20 protein-coding genes are annotated in these 20,497 nt (G+C 73.0%); 7 read left to right on the top strand and 13 right to left on the bottom strand.

The window, feature by feature from the left end; translation table 11 throughout:
- Positions 1–41 precede the first annotated feature (41 nt).
- From ACZ7EG_RS13150 to ACZ7EG_RS13140, 3 genes are all read right to left on the bottom strand, one after another.
- Positions 42–2,114, bottom strand: coding sequence for a serine/threonine-protein kinase (locus ACZ7EG_RS13150; RefSeq protein ID WP_471076497.1), 2,073 nt, complete (start codon positions 2,112–2,114; stop codon positions 42–44).
- Between the two features lie 78 nt (positions 2,115–2,192).
- Positions 2,193–2,651 carry a MarR family winged helix-turn-helix transcriptional regulator gene (locus ACZ7EG_RS13145; protein ID WP_471076494.1) on the bottom strand — a complete coding sequence of 153 codons (459 nt, stop codon included), beginning with the start codon at positions 2,649–2,651 and terminating at the stop codon, positions 2,193–2,195.
- Positions 2,648–3,253 carry a DJ-1/PfpI family protein gene (locus tag ACZ7EG_RS13140; protein WP_471076491.1) on the bottom strand — a complete coding sequence of 202 codons (606 nt, stop codon included), beginning with the start codon at positions 3,251–3,253 and terminating at the stop codon, positions 2,648–2,650. The genes ACZ7EG_RS13145 and ACZ7EG_RS13140 overlap by 4 nt, the downstream gene beginning before the upstream one ends.
- A gap of 169 nt (positions 3,254–3,422) precedes the next feature.
- On the opposite strand from ACZ7EG_RS13140, the gene ACZ7EG_RS13135 reads away from it, so the two are divergent.
- From ACZ7EG_RS13135 to ACZ7EG_RS13125, 3 genes are all read left to right on the top strand, one after another.
- Entirely contained in the window at positions 3,423–4,778 is a 1,356-nt protein-coding gene (locus ACZ7EG_RS13135; RefSeq protein WP_471076488.1) for an aminotransferase class III-fold pyridoxal phosphate-dependent enzyme, read from the top strand.
- A 141-nt stretch (positions 4,779–4,919) separates the two neighbouring features.
- Positions 4,920–5,621 carry a GntR family transcriptional regulator gene (locus ACZ7EG_RS13130; RefSeq protein ID WP_471076485.1) on the top strand — a complete coding sequence of 234 codons (702 nt, stop codon included), beginning with the start codon at positions 4,920–4,922 and terminating at the stop codon, positions 5,619–5,621.
- A gap of 121 nt (positions 5,622–5,742) precedes the next feature.
- Positions 5,743–6,393: a hypothetical protein gene (locus ACZ7EG_RS13125; RefSeq protein WP_471076482.1), complete on the top strand. Its 651-nt coding sequence runs from the start codon at positions 5,743–5,745 to the stop codon at positions 6,391–6,393.
- A gap of 9 nt (positions 6,394–6,402) precedes the next feature.
- On the opposite strand, the gene ACZ7EG_RS13120 is transcribed toward ACZ7EG_RS13125, so the two are convergent.
- Together ACZ7EG_RS13120 and ACZ7EG_RS13115 are read right to left on the bottom strand one after the other, a co-directional pair.
- Positions 6,403–6,696, bottom strand: a complete 294-nt coding sequence (locus ACZ7EG_RS13120) for a hypothetical protein (RefSeq protein ID WP_471076479.1) — start codon at positions 6,694–6,696, stop codon at positions 6,403–6,405.
- Positions 6,697–6,837: 141 nt separating this feature from the next.
- Positions 6,838–8,121 carry an adenylosuccinate synthase gene (locus ACZ7EG_RS13115; RefSeq protein WP_471076476.1) on the bottom strand — a complete coding sequence of 428 codons (1,284 nt, stop codon included), beginning with the start codon at positions 8,119–8,121 and terminating at the stop codon, positions 6,838–6,840.
- Between the two features lie 185 nt (positions 8,122–8,306).
- On the opposite strand from ACZ7EG_RS13115, the gene ACZ7EG_RS13110 reads away from it, so the two are divergent.
- Positions 8,307–9,203, top strand: a complete 897-nt coding sequence (locus tag ACZ7EG_RS13110; protein ID WP_471076473.1) for a diacylglycerol kinase catalytic domain-containing protein — start codon at positions 8,307–8,309, stop codon at positions 9,201–9,203.
- Between the two features lie 19 nt (positions 9,204–9,222).
- Here ACZ7EG_RS13110 and ACZ7EG_RS13105 read toward each other — a convergent pair whose 3' ends face one another.
- Complete coding sequence (locus ACZ7EG_RS13105) at positions 9,223–9,720, bottom strand: GbsR/MarR family transcriptional regulator (RefSeq protein ID WP_471076470.1); 498 nt, start codon at positions 9,718–9,720, stop codon at positions 9,223–9,225.
- Between the two features lie 74 nt (positions 9,721–9,794).
- On the opposite strand from ACZ7EG_RS13105, the gene ACZ7EG_RS13100 reads away from it, so the two are divergent.
- From ACZ7EG_RS13100 to ACZ7EG_RS13090, 3 genes are read left to right on the top strand one after another with little or no spacing between them, the layout of a single operon-like run.
- The gene (locus ACZ7EG_RS13100; protein WP_471076467.1) at positions 9,795–10,709 is read left to right on the top strand and encodes an ABC transporter ATP-binding protein; all 915 of its coding nucleotides are present in this window, start codon (positions 9,795–9,797) and stop codon (positions 10,707–10,709) included.
- On the top strand, positions 10,706–12,334 hold the full coding sequence (locus ACZ7EG_RS13095) for an ABC transporter permease (RefSeq protein WP_471076464.1): 1,629 nt from the start codon (positions 10,706–10,708) through the stop codon (positions 12,332–12,334). Before ACZ7EG_RS13100 ends, ACZ7EG_RS13095 begins: the two co-directional genes overlap by 4 nt.
- Positions 12,335–12,380: 46 nt before the next feature.
- On the top strand, positions 12,381–12,605 hold the full coding sequence (locus tag ACZ7EG_RS13090) for a hypothetical protein (protein ID WP_471076461.1): 225 nt from the start codon (positions 12,381–12,383) through the stop codon (positions 12,603–12,605).
- Here ACZ7EG_RS13090 and ACZ7EG_RS13085 read toward each other — a convergent pair.
- The 7 genes from ACZ7EG_RS13085 to ACZ7EG_RS13055 form a co-directional block, all read right to left on the bottom strand.
- Positions 12,589–13,806: a cytochrome P450 gene (locus ACZ7EG_RS13085; protein WP_471076458.1), complete on the bottom strand. Its 1,218-nt coding sequence runs from the start codon at positions 13,804–13,806 to the stop codon at positions 12,589–12,591. The genes ACZ7EG_RS13090 and ACZ7EG_RS13085 overlap by 17 nt on opposite strands.
- A gap of 52 nt (positions 13,807–13,858) precedes the next feature.
- Positions 13,859–14,524, bottom strand: a complete 666-nt coding sequence (locus ACZ7EG_RS13080) for a response regulator (RefSeq protein WP_471076455.1) — start codon at positions 14,522–14,524, stop codon at positions 13,859–13,861.
- Positions 14,521–15,864, bottom strand: a complete 1,344-nt coding sequence (locus tag ACZ7EG_RS13075; RefSeq protein ID WP_471076452.1) for a sensor histidine kinase — start codon at positions 15,862–15,864, stop codon at positions 14,521–14,523. The genes ACZ7EG_RS13080 and ACZ7EG_RS13075 overlap by 4 nt, the downstream gene beginning before the upstream one ends.
- Before the next feature lie 99 nt (positions 15,865–15,963).
- On the bottom strand, positions 15,964–16,647 hold the full coding sequence (locus tag ACZ7EG_RS13070) for a response regulator (protein ID WP_471076449.1): 684 nt from the start codon (positions 16,645–16,647) through the stop codon (positions 15,964–15,966).
- Positions 16,644–18,020 (bottom strand): sensor histidine kinase, encoded by a 1,377-nt coding sequence (locus ACZ7EG_RS13065; protein WP_471076447.1) that lies wholly within the window; start codon positions 18,018–18,020, stop codon positions 16,644–16,646. Before ACZ7EG_RS13065 ends, ACZ7EG_RS13070 begins: the two co-directional genes overlap by 4 nt.
- Positions 18,013–19,350: an acyltransferase family protein gene (locus tag ACZ7EG_RS13060; protein WP_471076444.1), complete on the bottom strand. Its 1,338-nt coding sequence runs from the start codon at positions 19,348–19,350 to the stop codon at positions 18,013–18,015. Before ACZ7EG_RS13060 ends, ACZ7EG_RS13065 begins: the two co-directional genes overlap by 8 nt.
- Positions 19,343–20,389, bottom strand: a complete 1,047-nt coding sequence (locus ACZ7EG_RS13055) for an alpha/beta hydrolase (protein ID WP_471076441.1) — start codon at positions 20,387–20,389, stop codon at positions 19,343–19,345. The genes ACZ7EG_RS13060 and ACZ7EG_RS13055 overlap by 8 nt, the downstream gene beginning before the upstream one ends.
- Between the last annotated feature and the right edge of the window lie 108 nt (positions 20,390–20,497).

The raw sequence follows: 20,497 nt of genomic DNA, 5'->3' as shown, positions 1-20,497 counted from the left end.
TTCGCCCGACGTTCAACAACGGCTCCGGCGACGGGAGTCGGTCACCGTCTCGTGTACGTCAGCCGTTCCCCGCTGCTCGTGTTCACGCGCTCCAGCGTGCCGTTCGGGAGGAGGGTCACCTCGGTGGCCGCTCCCGGGGTGCAGGCGGTGCGCGGCTGCCCGACCTTGACGGTGGACGGGCCGATCCGCACCGCGCCGTCGGTGCCGGGTTCCGCGGTCAACCGCCCCTCGAAGACGCAGTGGTAGGTGCCGCCGCCCTTGGTCGGGCCGTCGGCCACGAGGGACAGGACCGTGTCGCCCGGTTCGCCCTGCTGCAGGGTGAGCGAACGGCTGTGCTCGCCGTCGGCGTTGTCGATGGTCGTGGTCCAGGTGCCGAGGTAGCCGGCCGGGATCGTGCCGTCCGCCGGGGAGGGTGAGATGTCCGGCTGCGAGGTCGTCGGGGACGGGCCGGGGGTGGTCGGGGCCGGGCCCGTGCTCTGCGTGCCGCCGCGGCCGTCGTCGGCCCGGTCGTCGCCGCCCTGCATCAGGGCGAACACCGACCCGCCCGCGGCGAGCGCGACGACCAGGGCGATCACGACGAGCAGCGCGGCGGAACGGCCGTCCCCCCGCGTCGGCCGGGGCTGCGGGGGGCCGTACGGCGGGGTCGTGCCGTACGGCGGCGGGCCGTAGGGCGGGGTGGAGCCGAGGCCGCCGTAGGCGGGGTGCGGCGGGGGAACGCCCGGGGCGCCGGGCTGGGGGTGCTGCTGGGGGTAGCCGTACGCCGGATGCGGGGGCGCCTGCGGCTGGGGGTGGGGCGGGGCGCCCGGGCCCGGCGGGCGGTGGGGTGCCGGGGGCGCGCTCTGCCCTGCGGCCATGGTGGGCAGATGGTTCACCGACGGCCCGTCGCCCTGCGGGCCGGGCAGGCCCGGCGGGGGCGGGCCGGGGGTCACCGCGGGCGCCGTCGCGGGGGCCGGGGGCAGCGCGGGGCGCGGTGACGACTCGTCGGCGGCGGGGGCGTGTTCGGGGGTCGGGCCGGGGCCGAAGTCGTCCGCGGGGACCGGGCCCGGCTGCTTCGCGGCGTCGCTTTCCGGCTGCGGGCCGGTGGGGGCCGGTCGCGCCCGCGCGGCGGAGCCGCCGGTGTCGCCGCCCAGCGCCCCTTCGGCGGCGGGCCGGGCCTGCCCCGCCTCCGGGTTCTCCGCGTCCAGCAACCGCACCGCGTGCCGCCCCAGTTGGGCCACCAGTGCGCTCGGCAGCCACGGGTCGAGGGCACGGCCGTCGGAGACGGTGTCGTCCGCGCCCGTGCGCTGCAGGACGCGGTCGAGGGAGGGCCGGGCGGCGGGGTCCTTGCGCAGGCAGTCCCGGACGAGGTCGGCGATGCCCTCGGGGACGCCCTCCAGATCCGGCTCCTCCTGGGCGATGCGGAACATCAGGGCGTGCACGCCGCTGTTGGCGGTGCCGAACGGCAGGGCGCCGGTGGCGGCGTAGGCGAGGACCGAGCCGAGGCAGAAGACGTCGCACGCCGGGGTGATCCTGTCGCCCCGCACCTGCTCGGGCGCCATGAAGCCGGGCGATCCGACGAGCGCGCCGGTGCGGGTGAGCCCGCCGTCCGTCACGGTCTCCAGGGCGCGGGCGATACCGAAGTCGATGACGCGCGGGCCGTCGATGGTGACCAGCACGTTGGACGGCTTGAGGTCACGGTGGACGATGCCGGCCGCGTGGATGTCCTTGAGCGCGTGCGCGAGCCCGGCCGCGAGGATGCGGACCGTCCGCTCGGGCAGGGCACCGTGGTCCTGCCCGACGACCTGCTGGAGACTCGGCCCGGCGACGTACCCGGTGGCGACCCACGGCACGGCCGCCTCGGTGTCGGCGTCCAGCACCGGCGCCGTCCAGTACCCGCCGACCCTGCGCGCGGCCTGCACCTCCTGGCGGAACCGCTCCCGGAACTCCTCCTGTGCGGCGAGCTCCTCACGGACCAGCTTCACGGCGACCGTACGGCCCCGCTCGGAGCGGGCCAGATACACGTGGCCCATGCCGCCCGCACCGAGCCGCGCCAGCAACCGGTACGAACCGATCTTCCCCCAGTGCTCAACGCCTGGGGGCACCCCCAGCGGATCCCCGGGCCCCAGCTTCTCCATCGCTCAGCCGCCTTCCCCCACACGCGAGCAACAGAGCGAGAATAGTGCGGGGCCGGGGCGGGGTGACCTGGGCTACGTCTACGGTTCCGTAACAGGCGGACCCACCTGGTCGAGCACCGTCGACAGCCGTTCCAGCACCCGCACCGCCTCCGCCAGCTCCGCCTGGCCGAACGCCTCGGCCAGCCGGTCGGCGAACGCCGCGTGCCCGGGGTCGATCCGGGCGATCGCCGCACGCCCCTCCTCCGTGGGCGTGAGGAGCTTGGCGCGGCGGTGCGCCGGGTTCGGCCGGTACTCGGCGAGCCCCTTGTCGACGAGCAGGTCGGCGATGCGCTGGACGCTCTGCCGTGTGATGCCCATGGCGCGGGCGATGCCGGAGACGGGCAGCGGCTCCCCGAGGACCGCGCCGAGCACCTGCCACCAGGCGGCGGTGAGCCCGGCGGGCCGGGCCAGTTCCTCCGCGACGGCGAGGAACTGGCCGTTGAGCCGGAACACCCCGAGGGCGCTGCTGCTGAGCAGGGCCTGACGCTCCCGGCTCACAGCGCGCCGGCCTTCTCCAGCACCTCGTACGCCGCCGCGTCGGAGTCGTGGAACAGCCGGTACCAGGCGTCCAGCACCTCCCCGTCGTAGACCCCGAGCAGCCGGAGGATCTCCCGGGCGAAGGCGACGGGCTCGGTCGGGCCGGCGGTGACCAGTCCGGCGTCGGTGACGGCGTCGGTGTCGACGTAGCGCCCGCCGCCCGCGTAGCCGGTCGCGGCCAGGTAGAAGGAGACGGCGCTGGTGTGGTCGCGGTCGTCGAGCAGGCCCTCGCGGGCGAGTCCGGCGGTGGCGCCGCAGATCGCGGCGACCGGGACGCCCGCGTCGAGGAAGGCCCGGGCGGTGCGGGCGAAGGGGGCGAGGTCGTCCGAGGTGTCCCAGAGGTCGGCGCCCGGGAGGATCAGCAGCGCGCTGTCCTCGGGGCGCAGGTCCCCGAGCGCCAGGTCGGGCTGGATGCGCAGCGCGCCGGTGCTCCGCACCGGGGCGGTGGACGGGCCGACGGTGCGGATCTCGTGCCCGGCGCGGGCGAGGTGGGCCGTGGCGTGGCCGGTCTCCCAGTCGGCGAGGGTGTCGTAGACGGCGAGATGGACGGGCTTGCGGCTCATGGCTCCTCCTACGGCTTCCATGTATGACAACATACTGTCGAATAGGCAGCTTGCTGTCAACAACCCGCCGGTGCGGCACCCTCCCGTCGACAACCTGTCGTGGAAACGCCCAGACCTCACACACGACGCCGATTTTCCGCCCCCGCCCCCCATGCCTACGCTCGCCCGCATGACCCCTCAGCCGAACCCCGAAGCCGGCGCCGCCGTCAAGGCCGCCGACCGTGACCACGTGTTCCACTCCTGGTCCGCCCAGGAGCTCATCGACCCGCTCGCCGTCGCCGGTGCCGAGGGGTCGTACTTCTGGGACTACGACGGCCGCCGCTACCTCGACTTCTCCAGCGGGCTCGTCTACACGAACGTCGGCTACCAGCACCCGAAGATCGTCGCCGCGATCCAGGAGCAGGCGGCGAAGATGACGACCTTCGCGCCCGCCTTCGCGATCGAGGCGCGCTCGGAGGCGGCCCGGCTGATCGCCGAGCGGACCCCGGGCGACCTGGACAAGATCTTCTTCACCAACGGCGGTGCCGACGCCGTCGAGCACGCCATCCGGATGGCCCGTCTGCACACGGGCCGCCCGAAGGTGCTCTCGGCGTACCGCTCGTACCACGGCGGCACCCAGCAGGCCGTGAACATCACCGGCGACCCGCGCCGCTGGGCCTCCGACAGCGGCTCGGCCGGGGTCGTGCACTTCTGGGCGCCCTACCTGTACCGCTCCCGCTTCTACGCGGAGACCGAGGAGCAGGAGTGCGCGCGGGCGCTGGAGCACCTGGAGACGACGATCTCCTTCGAGGGGCCCTCGACCGTCGCGGCGATCATTCTCGAGACGATCCCGGGCACGGCCGGGATCATGGTCCCGCCGCCCGGCTACCTCGCCGGGGTGCGGGAGATCTGCGACAGGCACGGGATCGTCTTCGTCCTGGACGAGGTCATGGCCGGCTTCGGACGGACCGGCGAGTGGTTCGCGGCGGACCTGTTCGACGTCACGCCCGACCTGCTGACCTTCGCCAAGGGCGTGAACAGCGGCTATGTGCCGCTGGGCGGTGTCGCGATCTCCGGGGCGATAGCGGAGACGTTCGGCAAGCGCCCGTACCCCGGCGGTCTGACGTACTCCGGGCACCCGCTGGCGTGCGCGGCCGCGGTGGCGACGATCAACGTCATGGCGGAGGAGGGCGTCGTCGAGAACGCGGCCCGGCTGGGCGCCGAGGTCGTCGGGCCGGAACTGCGGGCACTCGCCGAGCGGCACCCGAGCGTCGGCGAGGTGCGCGGCACCGGCATGTTCTGGGCGCTGGAGCTGGTGCGCGACCGCGAGACGCGGGAGCCGCTGGTGCCGTACAACGCGGCCGGTGAGGCGAACGCCCCCATGGCCGCCTTCGCCGCCGCCGCGAAGAAGGGCGGGGTGTGGCCCTTCGTGAACATGAACCGGACGCACGTCGTGCCGCCCTGCACCATCGGCGAGGCCGAGCTCAAGGAAGGCCTGGCGGCGCTCGACGCGGCGCTCTCGGTGGCGGACGAGCACACGCGGTAGACACCGGGCACACGGTAAACACCGGTAAACCCGTCAGTAACCGACATCCTCGTGCCTCATTCGAACGCGTAAGGTGGCGTGCTCGTAGACATACATACACGTGCACGCCACCCCCAACGCGACGAGGGAGACGCCCTGACCATGCCCGCCAGCTCCGGCAACGGCGCCGTGACGCGCAGCACCCTGCGACAGCAGATCGCCGACGCGCTTCGTGACGAGGTGCTGGCCGGGCGGCTCCAGCCGGGGCAGGAGTTCACGGTCAAGGAGATCGCCGAACAGTACGGGGTGTCCGCGACGCCGGTGCGCGAGGCGCTCGTCGACCTCTCCGCGCAGGGGCTCCTCGACGCCGACCAGCACCGCGGCTTCCGGGTCCACGAGTACTCCGTCGAGGACTTCCGCGGCATGATCGAGGCCCGCGGGCTGGTCATCGAGGGCATGTTCCTCGCGCTGACCGAGGGACGCCCCGGCGCGGTGCGGCCGGACGATCCCCGGTCCGCCGCCGTCGTCGCCGGGGTCCGCAGGCGCGGCGAGGAGGCGCAGCGGGCCGCCGCCGCCGGTGATCTCACCGTCCTCATCGGCTACGACCTGCGTTTCTGGCGCGAGCTCGGCGCCTGCTTCGGCAACCCCTACCTCGCCGACTTCCTCAACCGGCTGCGCGTCCAGACCTGGGTCTGCGCGGTGCAGCACCTGCGCCGGCTCACCGATCTGCGCGGCGAGCTGTGGGCCGATCACACCCAGCTGGTCGACGCCCTGATCGACCGCGACAACGACGCCGCCCGGGCGATCATCGCCGAATACAACACGCACTCGCTCACCCTGATCGAGCGGCTCGCCACCGGATGACCCGCGTCGCCGCTGTCCGTATGGGTATGGGACATGCACGGCGGGCGCCGTGACCGCGGCGCACCGCTACCCTTCTTGACCACCGTGCTACCCGACGACCGCGCTGAGCGAGGAGCCTTCTTTGGCCTGTGACCTGTGGCTGGTACCGCTCGTCGACGTGTTGTGCCACACGCCGGACAATCCCTTCGCCGAGGAACTCGCGCAATACAACAAGGTGCTCACCGAGGCCGGTCTGCCGCCGGTGCCGGTGTACCAGTACATGCCGGGCCTGTCCGGCGAGGTCGCCCCGGTCGCGGGCTTCGACTACGACGCGCTGCACTTCCTGCGCCGCGCCTACCTGCTCCAGGTGTGCGGCCTGCCGGTGACGCCCGTGGACGAGCTGGGCGGCGACTACGAGCAGTTGCTGGAGATGTTCGAGTCGACGGCCCAGCAGTCACACCTGGTCTGGCACTACGACCACGCGGGCGCCTACGTCCCCGTCGACTTCCCCGGGCCGCTCGCCGACGACGATCTCCTCGCGGGCGGCGGCCCGCTGGGCTCCTCGCACGCCCTGCTGCGGGAGCTGGAGGTGGTCGCCCCGGCCATCGGGATCGACCCGGCCAACCCGCCGGCGGCCCCCCAGCCGCCGCTCGCCCCGACGGAACTGGAGGAACCCGCCGTTCCCGCCCCGTACGATCCGAGCCCGTTCGCCCGCGAGCGGCACGTCTGGCTCGGACTGCACGCGGCCGTGACCCGCAGCCTGGCCCAGGGGTCGATGATCGTCTTCAGCTGAGCCGGCGGCTCACCGTCCCAGCTGGGAGAGACCCTTCTGCACGTCCTCCATGTTCATCACCGGCGTGTAGGTGATCTCCGCGCCCAGCTGGAGGAAGAAGGGCTCGCTGATGACCGGCATCTGCCAGCTGTCCTGCATGTCGAAGACCACGTAGGCGGTGCGCTTGCCGTGGTCGGAGGTGAAGTAGGCCGCTTCGGGCTTGATCTGTTCCATCGACTCCTGGATCAGCTTCCCCAGGGTGCCGTTCCGGATGGCCTCGTTGGCCTTCTCCGTGTCCATGGACGCCTTGAGCAGTACGCGCATCGCACTCACCTTCTTCTGGTCGACGCACGTGGGGGTATGGCTTCAGCGTATGCCCGTTCCCGGCGACTCTCCCTGCGGGAGAAAGCGGGCCGCCCCCCGTGCGCACGGGGGGCGGCCTGTGGATGCGGGGGCGGGGGCGGGTCAGATGAACGAGTTGATCTCGATCGTCTCGTCCCGGCCCGGGCCCACGCCGATCGCGGAGATCGGGGCGCCGGACATCTCCTCCAGCGCCTTCACGTACGCCTGGGCGTTCTTCGGCAGGTCGCCGAAGGACTTGGCCTTGGAGATGTCCTCGTTCCACCCGGGGAGCATCTCGTAGACCGGCTTGGCGTGGTGGAAGTCGGTCTGGGAGTACGGGAGCTCCTCGACGCGCCTGCCGTCGATCTCGTACGCCACGCAGACCGGGATCTGCTCCCAGCCGGTGAGGACGTCGAGCTTGGTGAGGAAGAAGTCCGTCAGGCCGTTCACGCGGGTCGCGTAGCGGGCGATGACCGCGTCGAACCAGCCGCAGCGGCGGTCACGGCCGGTGGTGACACCGCGCTCGCCGCCGATCCGGCGCAGCGCCTCGCCGTCCTCGTCGAACAGCTCGGTCGGGAACGGACCGGCGCCCACACGGGTCGTGTACGCCTTGAGGATGCCGATGACCCGGCTGATCTTCGTCGGGCCCACGCCGGCGCCGGTGCAGGCGCCGCCCGCGGTCGGGTTCGACGAGGTGACGAAGGGGTACGTGCCGTGGTCGATGTCCAGGAGCGTGCCCTGGCCGCCCTCGAACAGGACGACCTTGTCGTCCTCCAGCGCCTGGTTGAGCACCAGGACGGTGTCGGCGACGTACGGCGCGAGCTTGTCGGCGTAGGCCAGCAGCTCCTCGACCACCTGGTCCACGGCGATCGCGCGCCGGTTGTAGAGCTTGGTGAGGACCTGGTTCTTGACGTCGAGGGCCGCCTCGACCTTCTGCGTGAGGATCGACTCGTCGTACAGGTCCTGCACGCGGATGCCGACGCGGTTGATCTTGTCGGCGTAGGTCGGGCCGATGCCGCGCCCGGTGGTGCCGATCTTCCGCTTGCCGAGGAAGCGCTCGGTCACCTTGTCCACCGTCACGTTGTACGGCGTGATGATGTGCGCGTTGCCGCTGAGGAGGAGCTTGGACGTGTCGACGCCACGCTCGTTCAGACCGCTCAGCTCGGAGAGCAGGACCGACGGGTCGACGACGACGCCGTTACCGATGACCGGCGTACAGCCGGGAGACAGGATTCCGGAAGGGAGGAGGTGCAGTGCGTACTTCTGGTCACCGACGACCACCGTGTGGCCGGCGTTGTTGCCGCCCTGGTAGCGCACTACATAGTCCACGGAGCCACCGAGAAGGTCGGTGGCCTTTCCCTTGCCTTCGTCACCCCACTGAGCACCGAGCAGCACAAGTGCGGGCACGCGCGTACACCCCTTCCGGGCGGGGCATGTCCATGGTCGAGGGCGAACGCGGATGATTGCAGCCGCGTGCGCCGCGACCGCCGTTGGTCGCCAACCGTCGGACCGGATGCCCCGGAATAGACGAAGCCCCTGGCGCAATAGCGCAAGGGGCTCTTGCACAAAGATGCTACCCGAGGAAGCGAGGCATGGCCGAGGTGGCGACTTCCGCGACGTCCGAGCAGCTGCTGGTGGTGGTCGACCCGATCGCCCGTAGGTCGGACGGCGAGTCCGTCAGGATCGCGAAAGACGTGCTCGGAGCGGGTGCCGGCATGAAGCTGTGCCTGCCGGACGGGCCGGAGGAGTTCGCCCGGGCGCTCGCCCGGCGGGGCTCGCGGCGGCCGGTGGTCGTGGGCGACGACCGGGCCCTGATCCGCGCGGTGGCGCTGCTGCACCGGCACCGGGAGCTGGCCGGATGTGCGCTGTCGGTGGTGCCGGTCGGGGGTGCGCTGTCCCTGGCCCGGTCGCTGGGGGTGCCGACGGGGACGGTGGCGGCGGCGCGGGCGGTGCTCGACGGGGTCGAGCGGCGCCTGGACCTGATGGTCGACGACAGCGACGGGGTGGTGCTCGGCGCGCTGCGCATACCGCCGTTGCGGCCCGCCCCGGCCGGTGCGGCCCCCGAGGCCGCGCCGGATCCGGACGACGTGCCGGGCCGCCCCTGGCTGCGGACCTGCCAGTCCCTGGTCCGGACGCTGGTTCCGGCGGGCCGCCCGTCCCGGCTCGCCGCCGCGCCCGAGCCGGGGCCGTCCCGGCTGCGGGTCGAGGTGGACGGGGAGACGCTCGTCGATCTGGACCAGCCGGTGGAGGCGGTGTCGGTGGCACCGGACGCGGCGGGGGTCGCGTCGGTGGAGGTCAGACCGGTGTCGGTGGGCGCGGAGGCCTCACCGCTGCTCGCGCGGGGCCGGACGGTGACGGTGTCCGGGGCGCACTTCCGCTACCGCGCGGACGCGGTGGTGTCGGGGCCGGTGCGGACCAGGACGTGGATGGTGCGGGAGGGGGCGTGGGGGCTGACGGTGCCGGCGGGCAGTGAGCCGGCAGGTTCGTGATCCTCGCCGGGTACGGGGCTCACCCCGGCCCGAACGTCTTGTCCCGGTGCACCCGCCAGCGCTCCATCAGCGCGGCGAGTTCGACCTCCACGAACTCGAAGAAGGCGAGGGTCTCCGACATCCGGCGGCCGGCCGGGGTGTCGGCGCCGAGGCTGGCGACGCCCTCGCGCAGGGCGATCTCCCACCGCTTGAGGACGGCGTCGCGGTTGGTGAGGGCCTCGTACCACTGGTCGCCGCGCACCCGGTAGCGCTCCCGGCGCGAGCCCGGCTCCCGCTCGCGGGAGACCATGTGCGTCTGGGCCAGGTAGCGCACCGCCCCGGACACCGCCGCGGGACTGATCCGCAGCTGCTCCCCCAGCTCGGCGGAGGTCATCGAGCCCGCGTCGGAGGAGAGCAGCGCGGCGAAGACCCGGGCGGGCATCCGCGCCATCCCCGCCTCGACCAGCTGCGCCGCGAAGGACTCCACGAACCTCGACACGGCCTCCGCGTCCCGGCCGGTCCTGGCTGATTCCGTCATGAGGCCCACCCTATCCTCGATTCACATGCTTCCTTAACTTCACAAATTTCTGAAAGAAGCGTACGTTCTGAAACATGACGAAGGCCATCACCGTCTCCGGACTGCACAAGTCCTTCGGGCGGACGCATGCTCTCGACGGGCTCGACCTGGAGGTCGCCGCCGGCGAGGTCCACGGCTTCCTCGGCCCCAACGGCGCCGGGAAGTCCACCACCATCCGGGTCCTGCTCGGCCTGCTGCGCGCCGACTCGGGCGCCGCGCAGGTCCTCGGCCGCGACCCGTGGACGGACGCGGTGGAGGTGCACCGCCGCATCGCCTACGTCCCCGGGGACGTCACGCTGTGGCGCAACCTCTCCGGCGGCGAGGTCATCGACCTCTACGGCCGGCTGCGCGGAGGGCTCGACGCGCGGCGCCGCGCGGAGCTGATCGAGCGCTTCGAACTCGACCCCACCAAGAAGGGCCGCACCTACTCCAAGGGCAACCGGCAGAAGGTCGCCCTGGTCGCCGCGTTCGCCTCGGACGTCGACCTGCTGATCCTGGACGAGCCGACCTCGGGTCTGGACCCGCTGATGGAGGAGGTCTTCCAGCGCTGTGTCCGTGAGGAGCGCGACCGGGGGCGTACGGTCCTGCTCTCCTCCCACATCCTCAGCGAGGTCGAGGAGCTGTGCGACCGGGTGAGCATCATCCGGAACGGCCGCACGGTCGAGAGCGGTTCGCTCGCCGACCTGCGCCACCTCACCCGCACCAGCGTCGTCGCCGAACTCGCGGGTCCGCCCGACGGCCTGGCGGAGCTGCCCGGCGTGCACGACCTCGACGTGCGGGGGCACCGCGTCCGGCTCCAGGTCGACACCGACCGGCTGAACGCCGTCCTGCGGTCGCTGAGCGGCGCGGGCGTACGGTCGCTGACGTCGACACCGCCCACGCTGGAGGAGCTGTTCCTGCGGCACTACCAGGAGGAGACGGCCGGGCCGGACGCGGCGGTGGCCCGATGACCACGTTCGCTGTACGGCCCGGCAGTTCACGCCAGCTGGCCGGCACGGGCATCCTGCTGCGGTTCGCCCTGCGCCGCGACCGGCTGATGATCCCCGTGTGGATCGCGGTGAACGCGCTGATGGTCCTCTCCATGCCGGGCACCCTGGAGGGCCTGTACGGCACCCCGGCCGAACGCGCCGACCTGCTCCGGCAGATGGAGACCAACTCCTCGCTGCGCGCGATGGTCGGCCCGGTCTTCGGCGACTCGCTGGGCGCCCTGACGGCCTGGCGCGTCGGCATCTACGCCGGTGCCCTGGCGGCCGTGATGAGCCTGCTGATCGTCGTACGGCACACCCGGGACGAGGAGGAGAGCGGCCGTCAGGAGCTGGTGGCGTCCGGGATGGTGGGCCGCCGGGCCTCCCTGACGGCGGCCCTGCTCGCGGCGGCGGTCGCGAACGGGGTCTTGGCCCTGCTGGTGACGGCGGGGCTGGCCGGGCAGGGCGCGACCGGCGCCCTGGCCCTCGGGCTCGGGATCGCCGCCGTCGGGATGGTCTTCGCCACGATGGCCGCGATCGTCGCGCAGCTGACGGAGAGCGCGCGGCTGGCACGCGGCCTGACGGCGGCTGTGCTCGCAGCCGCGTTCGTCCTGCGCGCGGCGGGCGACGCGGCGACGGGTGGGGGTACCTCCCAGGCTTTCGGCACGGGGGGAGGCTCGTCGGTCCTGACCTGGCTGTCGCCGCTGGGCTGGCTGGAGTACCTGCGGCCCTACGCGTCCGAGCGCTGGTGGGTGCTGGCCCTGCTCGCCGGGGCGGTGGCCCTCCAGGGCGCGGTGGCCTACGCCCTGGCCGGCCGCCGGGACCTCGGCATGAGCTTCCTGCCGACCCGGCCGGGCCCGGCGTCCGGCCGGCTGGGCAGCGCGGGCGCCCTGGCCTGGCGGCTGCAGCGCGGCGGCGTGCTGGGCTGGAGCATCGGCTTCTTCCTGGCCGGGGTCGTCTACGGCGGCATGACCGACAGCGCGGCGGATCTGGTGGGCGACAACGCGGGCGCCCGGCGCATCTTCGAGCGCATGGGCGGCCAGTCCGGCCTGACGGACGCGTTCCTGGCGTCGATGATCGGGATGCTGGGCCTGATCGCGGCGCTGTACATCGTGGCGTCGGTGCTGCGCCTGCACGGCGAGGAGACCTCGGGCCGGGCGGAACCGGTGCTGGCGAACGCGGTGGGGCGGGTGCGCTGGGCCGCCGGCCACCTGGTGATCGCCTTCGGTGGCGCCGCCCTGATCATGCTGCTGGCCGGGCTCGGCTTCGCCGTCGGCCACGGCGAGGAGACCGGCCCGATCCTGGCAGCGTGCCTGGCGCAGCTCCCGGCGGTGTGGGTGATCGGCGGGCTGGCGGTGCTGCTGCACGGGATCCTGCCCCGGGCGGCCCTGGCGGCGTGGGGCGTCGCCGGAGCCGTGCTCCTGATCGGCTGGGTCGGGCCCGCCCTGGACGCACCGCAGGCCGTGCTGGACGTCTCACCGTTCGGGCACCTGCCGAAGCTGCCGGGCGGATCGATGGAGTGGGGGCCGGTGCTGGTGCTGACCGGGCTGGCGGTGCTGCTGGTGGCCGCGGGCCTGGCGGGGTTGCGCCGCCGCGACATGTCGGCCTGAGCGGCGGCGGGAACTGTGCAGCGGCACGCGTACGTCCATGCCGGGCATGGGACAACGTACGCAGGCCGCCACGGGATGTCTGACCACCGCCCTCGGGGCCGGCGCGGGACTCGCGGTGTGGGCCGTCGGAGTCCGGGGGCGGTTTTGGCGGTTCGAGGCGGCCCCGGACTGGAGCGTGCTCTACGCCGAACTGCCGCTTGCGGTCCTCGGCGGGGCCGCCGCCGCCCTGGCGGCCTGGGCCCTGCTCCGGCGGCTCAGACCTCGACGCTGAGCCCCTCCAGACCCCGGATCACGAAGTTCGGCTTCCGCTCCGGCTCCTCGGCGAGGCGCAGCGTCGGCGCCCGCTCCAGCAGCGCCCCCATCGAGGCGGCCAGTTCGATACGGGCCAGCGGTGCGCCGATGCAGTAGTGGATGCCGGCGCTGAAGGAGATGTGGGGGTTGTCGGTGCGGGTGAGGTCGAGGGCGGACGGGTTCCGGAACACCGCCGGGTCGTGGTTCGCGGAGCCGAACAGCATCGCGATCTCCGCGCCTCGGGGAATCGTCGTGCCGTCGATCTCGATCTCGTCCAGGACCCAGCGTTCGAAGAGCTGGAGCGGGGTGTCGTAGCGCATCAGCTCCTCGATCGCGGAGGGGATGAGCGTGTGGTCCGCGCGCAGCAGCTCCAGCTGGGACGGGTTGCGGAACAGGGCGTACCAGCCGTTGACCGTGGCGTTCACCGTGGCCTCGTGGCCGGCGTTGAGCAGCAGGACGCAGGTGGAGATCATCTCCTGCTCGGTGAGCCGGTCGCCCTCGTCGTGGGCCTCGATGAGACCGGAGACGAGGTCGTCGCCGGGCTCCTTGCGGCGCGCCGCGATCAGCTCGCGCAGATAGTCGGAGAACTCGACCGACGCGCGGACCGCCCTGGCCGCGGTGTCCTCGGACGGGTTCAGCTCGTACATTCCGCAGATGTCCGCCGACCAGGGCCGCAGCGGGCCCCGGTCGGGCTCCGGGATGCCGAGCATCTCGGCGATCACCGCGACGGGGAGGGGCTCGGCGACGTCCTTCAGCAGGTCGCCGCCGCCCGCCGCGACCAGCCCGGACACCAGGTCGTCGGCCAGGCCCCGCACGTACGGCTTCAGCCGCTCCACCGTGCGCGGTGTGAACGCCTTGGACACCAGGCGGCGGATCCGGGTGTGGTCCGGCGGCTCCAGGTCGAGCATCCCGTGGTCGTTCAACGTGTGGAACGGCTCCTGCTCCGGCGGGGGCGCCGTGCGGCCGAACTCCTCGTGCGTGAACCGGTGCTGGTACGTCCGCCCGAGGCGCCGGTCGCGCAGCAGGGCAGAGACGTCCGCGTGGTGCGGGACGAGCCACTGGTTCGTGGGCTCGAACCAGTGCACGCGGCCCTGGGCACGCAGGTCGGCGTAAGCGGGGTACGGGTCGGCGAGAAACGCCGGGTCCCACGGGTCGAACCCGAGGTCGGAAACAGCTGCCATGAACGGACGCTAGCCCGGCACCCCCCACTCTGACCAGGGGCGGCGCCCCCTGTCACCCCGGCGTCACCAGCCGCGCCTCGTAGGCGAACACCGCCGCCTGTGTCCGGTCCCTGAGGCCCAGCTTCACCAGGATCCGGCTGACGTGTGTCTTGATCGTCGACTCGGCGACCACCAGCCGCTCCGCGATCTCCGAGTTCGACAGCCCCTGCGCGATGAGCACCAGCACCTCCGTCTCCCGGTCGGTGAGATCCCCGTAGGCGGCCTGTGCGGAGGGCATCAGGCGCGGGGTCTCGGAGAGTTTGGAGAACTCGGTGATCAGCCGTCTGGTCACCGACGGCGCCAGCAGCGCCTCCCCCGACGCCACCACACGCACCCCGTCGGCGAGCTGGCGCGCCGAGGCGTCCTTGAGGAGGAAGCCGGAGGCTCCCGCGCGCAGCGCCTGGTACACGTACTCGTCTAGGTCGAAGGTGGTGAGCACCAGCACCTTGGCCGCGCCGTCGGCGGCGACGATCTCGCGGGTCGCCTCGATGCCGTTCAGCTCGGGCATGCGGATGTCCATCAGCACCACGTCCGGGGCGAGCTCGCGGACCTTGGCGACGGCTTCCCGGCCGTTCACCGCCTCGCCGACGACCTCGATGTCCGGCATCGCGTTCAGCAGGACCGAGAAGCCCTCGCGCACCATCATCTGGTCGTCCGCGATCAGCACCCGGATGGTCATGAGTCACCCTCGTCCGGCAGGGCGACCGGCAGGAACACCGCCACCTCGTACCCTCCGTCGTCCGTGCGGCCCGCCGTCATCTCTCCGTCCAGCATCGACACCCGCTCCCGCATGCCCGTGATGCCGTGCCCCGCGCCGGGCGAGGGCTTGATCAGGATCGGGTTCGGCGGCGGGCCGTTGACGATGCGCAGACCCAGACCGCCGAGCACGTACCCGATCTCCACCCGGGCGGTCGCGCCCGGGGCGTGCCGCAGGGAGTTGCTCAGCGCCTCCTGCACGATCCGGTACGCCGACAGCTCCACGCCCTGCGGCAGCTCACGCACCGCACCGGTCACCACCTTGTCGACGCCCAGCCCGGCCTCCCGCACGTTGGCCAGCAGCCCGTCCAGATCGGCGAGCGTCGGCTGCGGGGCGTCCGGGGCCTCGTAGTCCTCGGCGCGGACGACGCCCAGGACGCGGCGCAGTTCGGTCAGCGCCGCCACCGCGTTCTCCCGGATCGTGGCGAACGCCTTCTCCAGCTCCGGCGGCGGGTTGTCCACCCGGTAGGGCGCGGCCTCCGCCTGGATGGCGACCACCGACATGTGGTGCGCGACCACGTCGTGCAGCTCGCGGGCGATGGTCGTGCGCTCCTCCAGCAGGGTGCGGCGGGAGCGCTCGTGCGCGGTGACCGTCAGCTGGGCCGTGACTTCCTGCTCGGCGTTGCGGCGGATGTGCCAGACGGTGACGCAGAGCAGGATCAGCGCCGAGATGATCAGCATGCCGCCGGAGTTGCTGCCGTACATGTAGGTCGGGGCGATTCCGCTGTCCGCGACGATGGCGTACAGCGCCGTCAGCACCCACATCCACCCGGCCGTGCGCGGCCTGGTGCGCATCGCCACCACCGTCAGCACGGTCAGATGGCTGACGAAGCTGCCGGCCGCCCACGGCCATTCGAACCAGCGGCTGCCGAGCATGGCCACGACCGGGGTGGAAACCATGGACGCCCAGAACGCCCCCACCGGCCGCACCATGGTCAGCAGCACCGGAACCGCGCAGAACAGACCCATCAGCGCGGCGGGCCCACCGGAGTCGACGGTGGCGAAAGCCACGGAGATCAGGGCCGCCGCGACGATCAGGGCGTGCGGCAGCCAGGCCGCGTACTCCCGCAGCCGCCCCGGCAGCCGCCGGGCGAACCGCCCGTCCGTGCGCCGGCCCGGCAGCGGCCGGTAGGCGAAGGCGTCGTGGATGAGGTCCTGTCGCAGCCCGCGCAGGGAGTCCACCGCCACCCGGTACTCCGGGCTGCGCGGTATGGCCGCCCCGTCCCCCGGTGGCGTGGTCTGTGTGTGAGTCGTCTCGGTCACGTACAGAACGGTAAGCGCGCCCCCGGGTCCCGGTCGTCCCCAGTGAGAGGGGTTCCGCAGAGTCCCTCTCAGGTACTACGGGGCCCGCCGCGCCGCCCCTCAGTATCCCGACGGCCGCACCAGCCCCGACTCGTACGCGAACACCGCCGCCTGCGTCCGGTCCCTGAGGCCCAGTTTCACCAGGATCCTGCCGACGTGGGTCTTCACCGTCTGCTCGGCCACGAACAGATGCCCGGCGATCTCCGCGTTCGACAGGCCCTGCGCGATCAGCGAGAGCACCTCCGTCTCCCGCTCGGTCAGATCGCCGACGCGTTCCTTCAGCGGGGCGCGGGGCTTGCCGTCGAGCCGGGAGAACTCGGCGATCAGCTTGCGGGTGATGACCGGGGCGAGCAGCGCCTCCCCGGCCGCGACGACCCGGACCGCCTCGGCGAGCTGCTCGGACGACGCGTCCTTCAGCAGGAACCCGGAGGCTCCGGCGCGCAGCGCGTCGTACACGTACTCGTCGAGGTCGAAGGTGGTGAGCACCAGCACCCTGATGTCCGGGTGGGCGGCGGTGATGCGCTCGGTCGCCTCGATGCCGCCGATGCCGGGCATGCGGATGTCCATCAGGACGACGTCCGGGGCGAGCTCCGCGGCCAGGGCGACGCCGCCCTCACCGTTCTTCGCGTCGCCGACGACCTCTATGTCGGGCTGGACGCCGAGCAGCACGGTGAAGCCCTGCCGGACCATCGCCTGGTCGTCGACGATCAGAACCCTGATGGGTTCGCCGGTACCGCTCGTCATGAGGTCCTTCTCCGGGGGGCGGTGGGTGGGTGGGTGCCCGGGGCGTCGGCGGGCGGGGTGTCCGGGAGGAAGGCGGTGACCTTGAAGCCGTCCCAGTGCCACGGGTGGGCCGTCATCGTGCCACCGAGCATCGCGACCCGCTCCCGCATGCCGAGCAGTCCGTGTCCCGCGCCGGTCGACGGCGGGGGCGGCCCGGTCGGGCGGCCGTTGACGATCTCCACCTCCAGACCGTCCGGCTCGTAGGCGAGTCGGACGGTGATCCTCGCGCCGGGCGCGTGCCGCAGGGCGTTGCTCAGCGCCTCCTGCACGATCCGGTACGCCGACAGCTCCACGCCGGGCGGCAGCGGTCGCCGCTCGCCCTTGATGTCGGTGACGACCTCGCGGCCGACAGCCCGGGTGTTCTCCACCAGCGCGTCGAGCCGGTCGAGCGTGGGCTGCGGGGCGTGCGGTGTGGTCAGGTCACCCGCGTCGGCGAACGGCTCCCCCGGCCCGGGGTGCTCCGAGCGCAGCACGCCCAGCACGCGGCGAAGTTCGATCAAGGCCTCCAGGGCGTTCTGCCGGATGCCCGCGAGGTTCTCCCTGAGCTCGTCGGGCGGGTTCTCGACGAGGTGCGGGGCGACCTGCGCCTGGATGGAGATGACCGACATGTGGTGGGCAACCACGTCGTGCAGCTCCCGCGCGATGCGGCTGCGCTCCTCCAGCAGGGTGCGCCGGGTGCGTTCCTCCGCGGTGAGGGTGGTCTGCTCGACGAGTTGCGCGCGGGCCTCGCGGCGGCCGCGCAGGGCGGTGCCGAGTATCACGACGACGGTGAACAGGGAGACCGCGAGCACACCGGTGGTGTCGTAGGGCTCCCCGGTCCCCAGGCTCTCCAAGGCGTAGGTGAAGAGCCAGGTCACCACCAGGGCCGCCACCGCCGCACGGGTCGGCACCCGCAGGGCGAGCAGCAGGAGCACGAGCATCTCGGCGATGATTCCGGCCGCGGTCCAGGGCCAGGTGTAGGTCTCCAGGTCGAAGCCCATCCGGGTGCGCACCGCGGCGGCGCCCAGGGCGAACAGTCCCAGGGACAGCCACCAGGCCGGCACCGGCCGCCACAGCCCCAGCACCACGGCGCCGCCCTGCCCGCCCGCGATCAGGAGAGCGAGGCCGGGGGCCAGATGGCCGTTGTCGTTCATGTCACCCGTGCCGCCGAGCGTGATGCCGAAGGCGGCCAGGCACAACAGCCCGTGCGGCAGCCAGCGCATCCAGGTGGAGGGCGGCAGCGGATCGATCCGGACGGTCCACAGGTCCTCGCGCGCGCCCCGCAGCCAGCCCTTGACGCGCGCCCGCGGCGCGCGGCCCACCCCCGTCTCCGTCACGCGGCCCAGCCTAGACATGACGTGCCTCCCTCGCCGCGTCCCGGTCGCACGGACGGTGCGCCCGAACCACCCGCGACCCGCGGTCCCGGCCCTCGCCGCTCAGCCCCCCGCCACCGCTCAGCCCCCCGCCACCGCTCAGCCGCTCGCCACCGCTCAGCCCCCCGCTACCGCTCAGCCGCTCGCCACCGATCAGCCCCCCGCCGCCGCTCAGCCGCTCGCCGGCGCTGCCCTCCAAGGAGCGGAAGGCGCCCCAGCAGACCGCGAGGGCCAGTACGAACACGGGCAGCCACAGCAGCCGGTCCCCCACCCAGGCCAGTCCGTCGGGCGGCGTGTGCAGGCCGGGCAGCCTGCCCGCGAGGAGGCCGGTGGCGGTCGTCGCCGTCAAGGCCGTCTGGTGCCAGAGGAAGACGGTCATCGCGGAGAGGTTGACGAACGCCACCGCCGCCCACGCCACGGGCCGGCGCATCGCGTGCCGCAGCCGCTCGCGCAGCAGCAGGGCGCCCCCGCACTGGGCAAGGCCGAACGTGACGACGGCCAGTGTCGGCGGATACAGGTTGGACATGCCCTGGCCCGGGACGCCGACCATCGAGGCCGGATAACCCGCCCACGCGACGAGTCCCGCGGTCGCCGCCGCACCGCCGACGAGCAGGATCCAGCCCGCGCGGCGGCGCTCCAGCTCGCCCCGGGTCCAGGCCGCGCCCAGGGCGTAGGGCACCATCCAGCCGGCCGCGACGTTGACCCAGCCGAGCCAGGCGGGGCCGCCGAGGCCGAAACGCAGAAGGTCCACGTGCAGCACGACGGCCAGCGGCCAGAGCGGGTTGAGCCGGGCGAGCAGCGGGGTGGCCGCCGTCAGACCGGCGAACACCAGGAGGAACCACAGGGGGGACAGGGCCAGTTTCACCAGCGTGCGGACCGTGCCGAACTCGGTGCCCGACAGCAGCAGCGCGACGGCGGCGACCGTCCACAGGGTGAGGACGGCGGCGACCGGCTTGAACAGCCGGGACAGCCGGGCCGTCAGCCACCGGCGGTACGGGACTCCACGGGCCCGGGCCGAGGCATGACTGCGGGTGGCGACATGGCCGCCGACCAGGAAGAACACGGCGAGTGTCTGGAACGTCCAGGAGACGGGGGCCAGCCACGGCATGTGCTGCAACGGGCTCGCCGTGCGCAGGGTGCGGCCGTCGGACACCAGGGCCGTGACGAACCAGTGCCCGAGGACGACACCGAGGACGGCGGCGGCCCGCAGGGCGTCCACGGCCCGGTCGCGGCGGGGTGGGGTGGCCTCGCCGACGCGGTCGGCGCCTCGGCGCACTCGCTGCCGGACGGCGCGTACGCCGATGTCAGTCATGGGTCACCGCCTTGGTCTCGCCCAGGACGATCCGGGCCAGGTTGGTCAGGGAGGTCGAGCCGGGGCTGAAGTACGTGCTGTGGCGGGCATCGCCCGCCGCGAACACCCGGGCGCCGAACGCCGGGGTCACCGGGTCGGTGCCGAAGCCGACGCTGGTGCCGAACAGGTCCACGCTGAGGTGCGGTACGTGCTCCACCCAGTCGTCACCGCCCCGGGCCGCCCACACCCGGGCCCGGGTGTGGAGTGCGGCGGCGGAGTCCGCGCCGGTGCCGGGGCTGCCGACGAGCGCGATGTCGTCGACGGCGAGCCCGGCGGCGGAACGGCCGCAGACGACCGAGCCGTACGAGTGGCACAACAGCGAGATACGCGGCCGGGGGCCCGCTATGGACCGCAGGTCGGCGACGAGCGCCCGCAGGTGCGGGGCCGCCTGCTCCGCCCTGCCGGTCGTGGTGACCGTCGTGCTGACCGTGCCCGGCGTCTCGTAGCCCAGCCAGGCCACGACCGCGGTGCGGGTGCCCGCCGGGGCCTGCCGGGCGAGCTGCCGGTGCAGGGCTGCGGCCGCCGCGTGGAACCGGCCGTAGGTGTCGAGACTCGTGTCGGAGCCGGGGACCAGGACGGCGATGCGGTCGGCCCGGGCGAGGTCGCCGAGGACCTCCGTCACCCGGCCGGAGCCGCGGCCGTCGAAGTGCAGCAAGTGTCTTTTCGGCGACGACAGATGACGGTCCGTTGCGGCACGGTCCCGGTCGTGATGGGCTGCCGCCGTCCGGGCCGCCTCTGCGGCGTTCGCCCGGTTGGCCGCGTAGGCCTCGCCGAGCGTCGACGCACGGAGGGGTGCGAGCCGGGCGGGGGCCGGGGCGGGGGTCTCCGGCCGTACGGCCGCGGAGAGGGGAAACACCACCGCACCCGTGACAAGGGCGGCGAGCGTGGCGCGCCGCCATCGGCCGGCACCCCGCCGTCCGCCGGCGTCGCGCCGTCCACCGACACGGCGTCTGCCGCCACCACGGTCACCGGCACGGCGGTACTTCGGTGCGGGCCCCATGGTCGTCCCCCTCCAGCGCACCCGGCCATCGGGTCCGCGTGAAAGGGAAGTTACGGAGCGGGTGACCTCGCCCGCGTCCCGCCCGGGAACTCACCTGGGGCGTAGCTC

Source organism: Streptomyces sp. NPDC037100, from assembly GCF_055606225.1.
Note: the sequence above shows the minus strand (reverse complement) of the source record. Positions and strands in the feature narration are given on the sequence as shown.

What these genes read in the sequence shown, in the direction of transcription:
- ACZ7EG_RS13085 (WP_471076458.1), bottom strand. Translation starts at nt 13,806, where the DNA reads ATGGCAGCTGTTTCCGACCTCGGGTTCGACCCGTGGGACCCGGCGTTT.
- ACZ7EG_RS13150 (WP_471076497.1), bottom strand. Translation starts at nt 2,114, where the DNA reads ATGGAGAAGCTGGGGCCCGGGGATCCGCTGGGGGTGCCCCCAGGCGTT.
- ACZ7EG_RS13090 (WP_471076461.1), top strand. Translation starts at nt 12,381, where the DNA reads ATGGGACAACGTACGCAGGCCGCCACGGGATGTCTGACCACCGCCCTC.
- ACZ7EG_RS13065 (WP_471076447.1), bottom strand. Translation starts at nt 18,020, where the DNA reads ATGTCTAGGCTGGGCCGCGTGACGGAGACGGGGGTGGGCCGCGCGCCG.
- ACZ7EG_RS13105 (WP_471076470.1), bottom strand. Translation starts at nt 9,720, where the DNA reads ATGACGGAATCAGCCAGGACCGGCCGGGACGCGGAGGCCGTGTCGAGG.
- ACZ7EG_RS13110 (WP_471076473.1), top strand. Translation starts at nt 8,307, where the DNA reads ATGGCCGAGGTGGCGACTTCCGCGACGTCCGAGCAGCTGCTGGTGGTG.
- ACZ7EG_RS13140 (WP_471076491.1), bottom strand. Translation starts at nt 3,253, where the DNA reads ATGAGCCGCAAGCCCGTCCATCTCGCCGTCTACGACACCCTCGCCGAC.
- ACZ7EG_RS13080 (WP_471076455.1), bottom strand. Translation starts at nt 14,524, where the DNA reads ATGACCATCCGGGTGCTGATCGCGGACGACCAGATGATGGTGCGCGAG.
- ACZ7EG_RS13130 (WP_471076485.1), top strand. Translation starts at nt 4,920, where the DNA reads ATGCCCGCCAGCTCCGGCAACGGCGCCGTGACGCGCAGCACCCTGCGA.
- ACZ7EG_RS13070 (WP_471076449.1), bottom strand. Translation starts at nt 16,647, where the DNA reads ATGACGAGCGGTACCGGCGAACCCATCAGGGTTCTGATCGTCGACGAC.
- ACZ7EG_RS13135 (WP_471076488.1), top strand. Translation starts at nt 3,423, where the DNA reads ATGACCCCTCAGCCGAACCCCGAAGCCGGCGCCGCCGTCAAGGCCGCC.
- ACZ7EG_RS13060 (WP_471076444.1), bottom strand. Translation starts at nt 19,350, where the DNA reads ATGACTGACATCGGCGTACGCGCCGTCCGGCAGCGAGTGCGCCGAGGC.
- ACZ7EG_RS13120 (WP_471076479.1), bottom strand. Translation starts at nt 6,696, where the DNA reads ATGCGCGTACTGCTCAAGGCGTCCATGGACACGGAGAAGGCCAACGAG.
- ACZ7EG_RS13055 (WP_471076441.1), bottom strand. Translation starts at nt 20,389, where the DNA reads ATGGGGCCCGCACCGAAGTACCGCCGTGCCGGTGACCGTGGTGGCGGC.
- ACZ7EG_RS13095 (WP_471076464.1), top strand. Translation starts at nt 10,706, where the DNA reads ATGACCACGTTCGCTGTACGGCCCGGCAGTTCACGCCAGCTGGCCGGC.
- ACZ7EG_RS13100 (WP_471076467.1), top strand. Translation starts at nt 9,795, where the DNA reads ATGACGAAGGCCATCACCGTCTCCGGACTGCACAAGTCCTTCGGGCGG.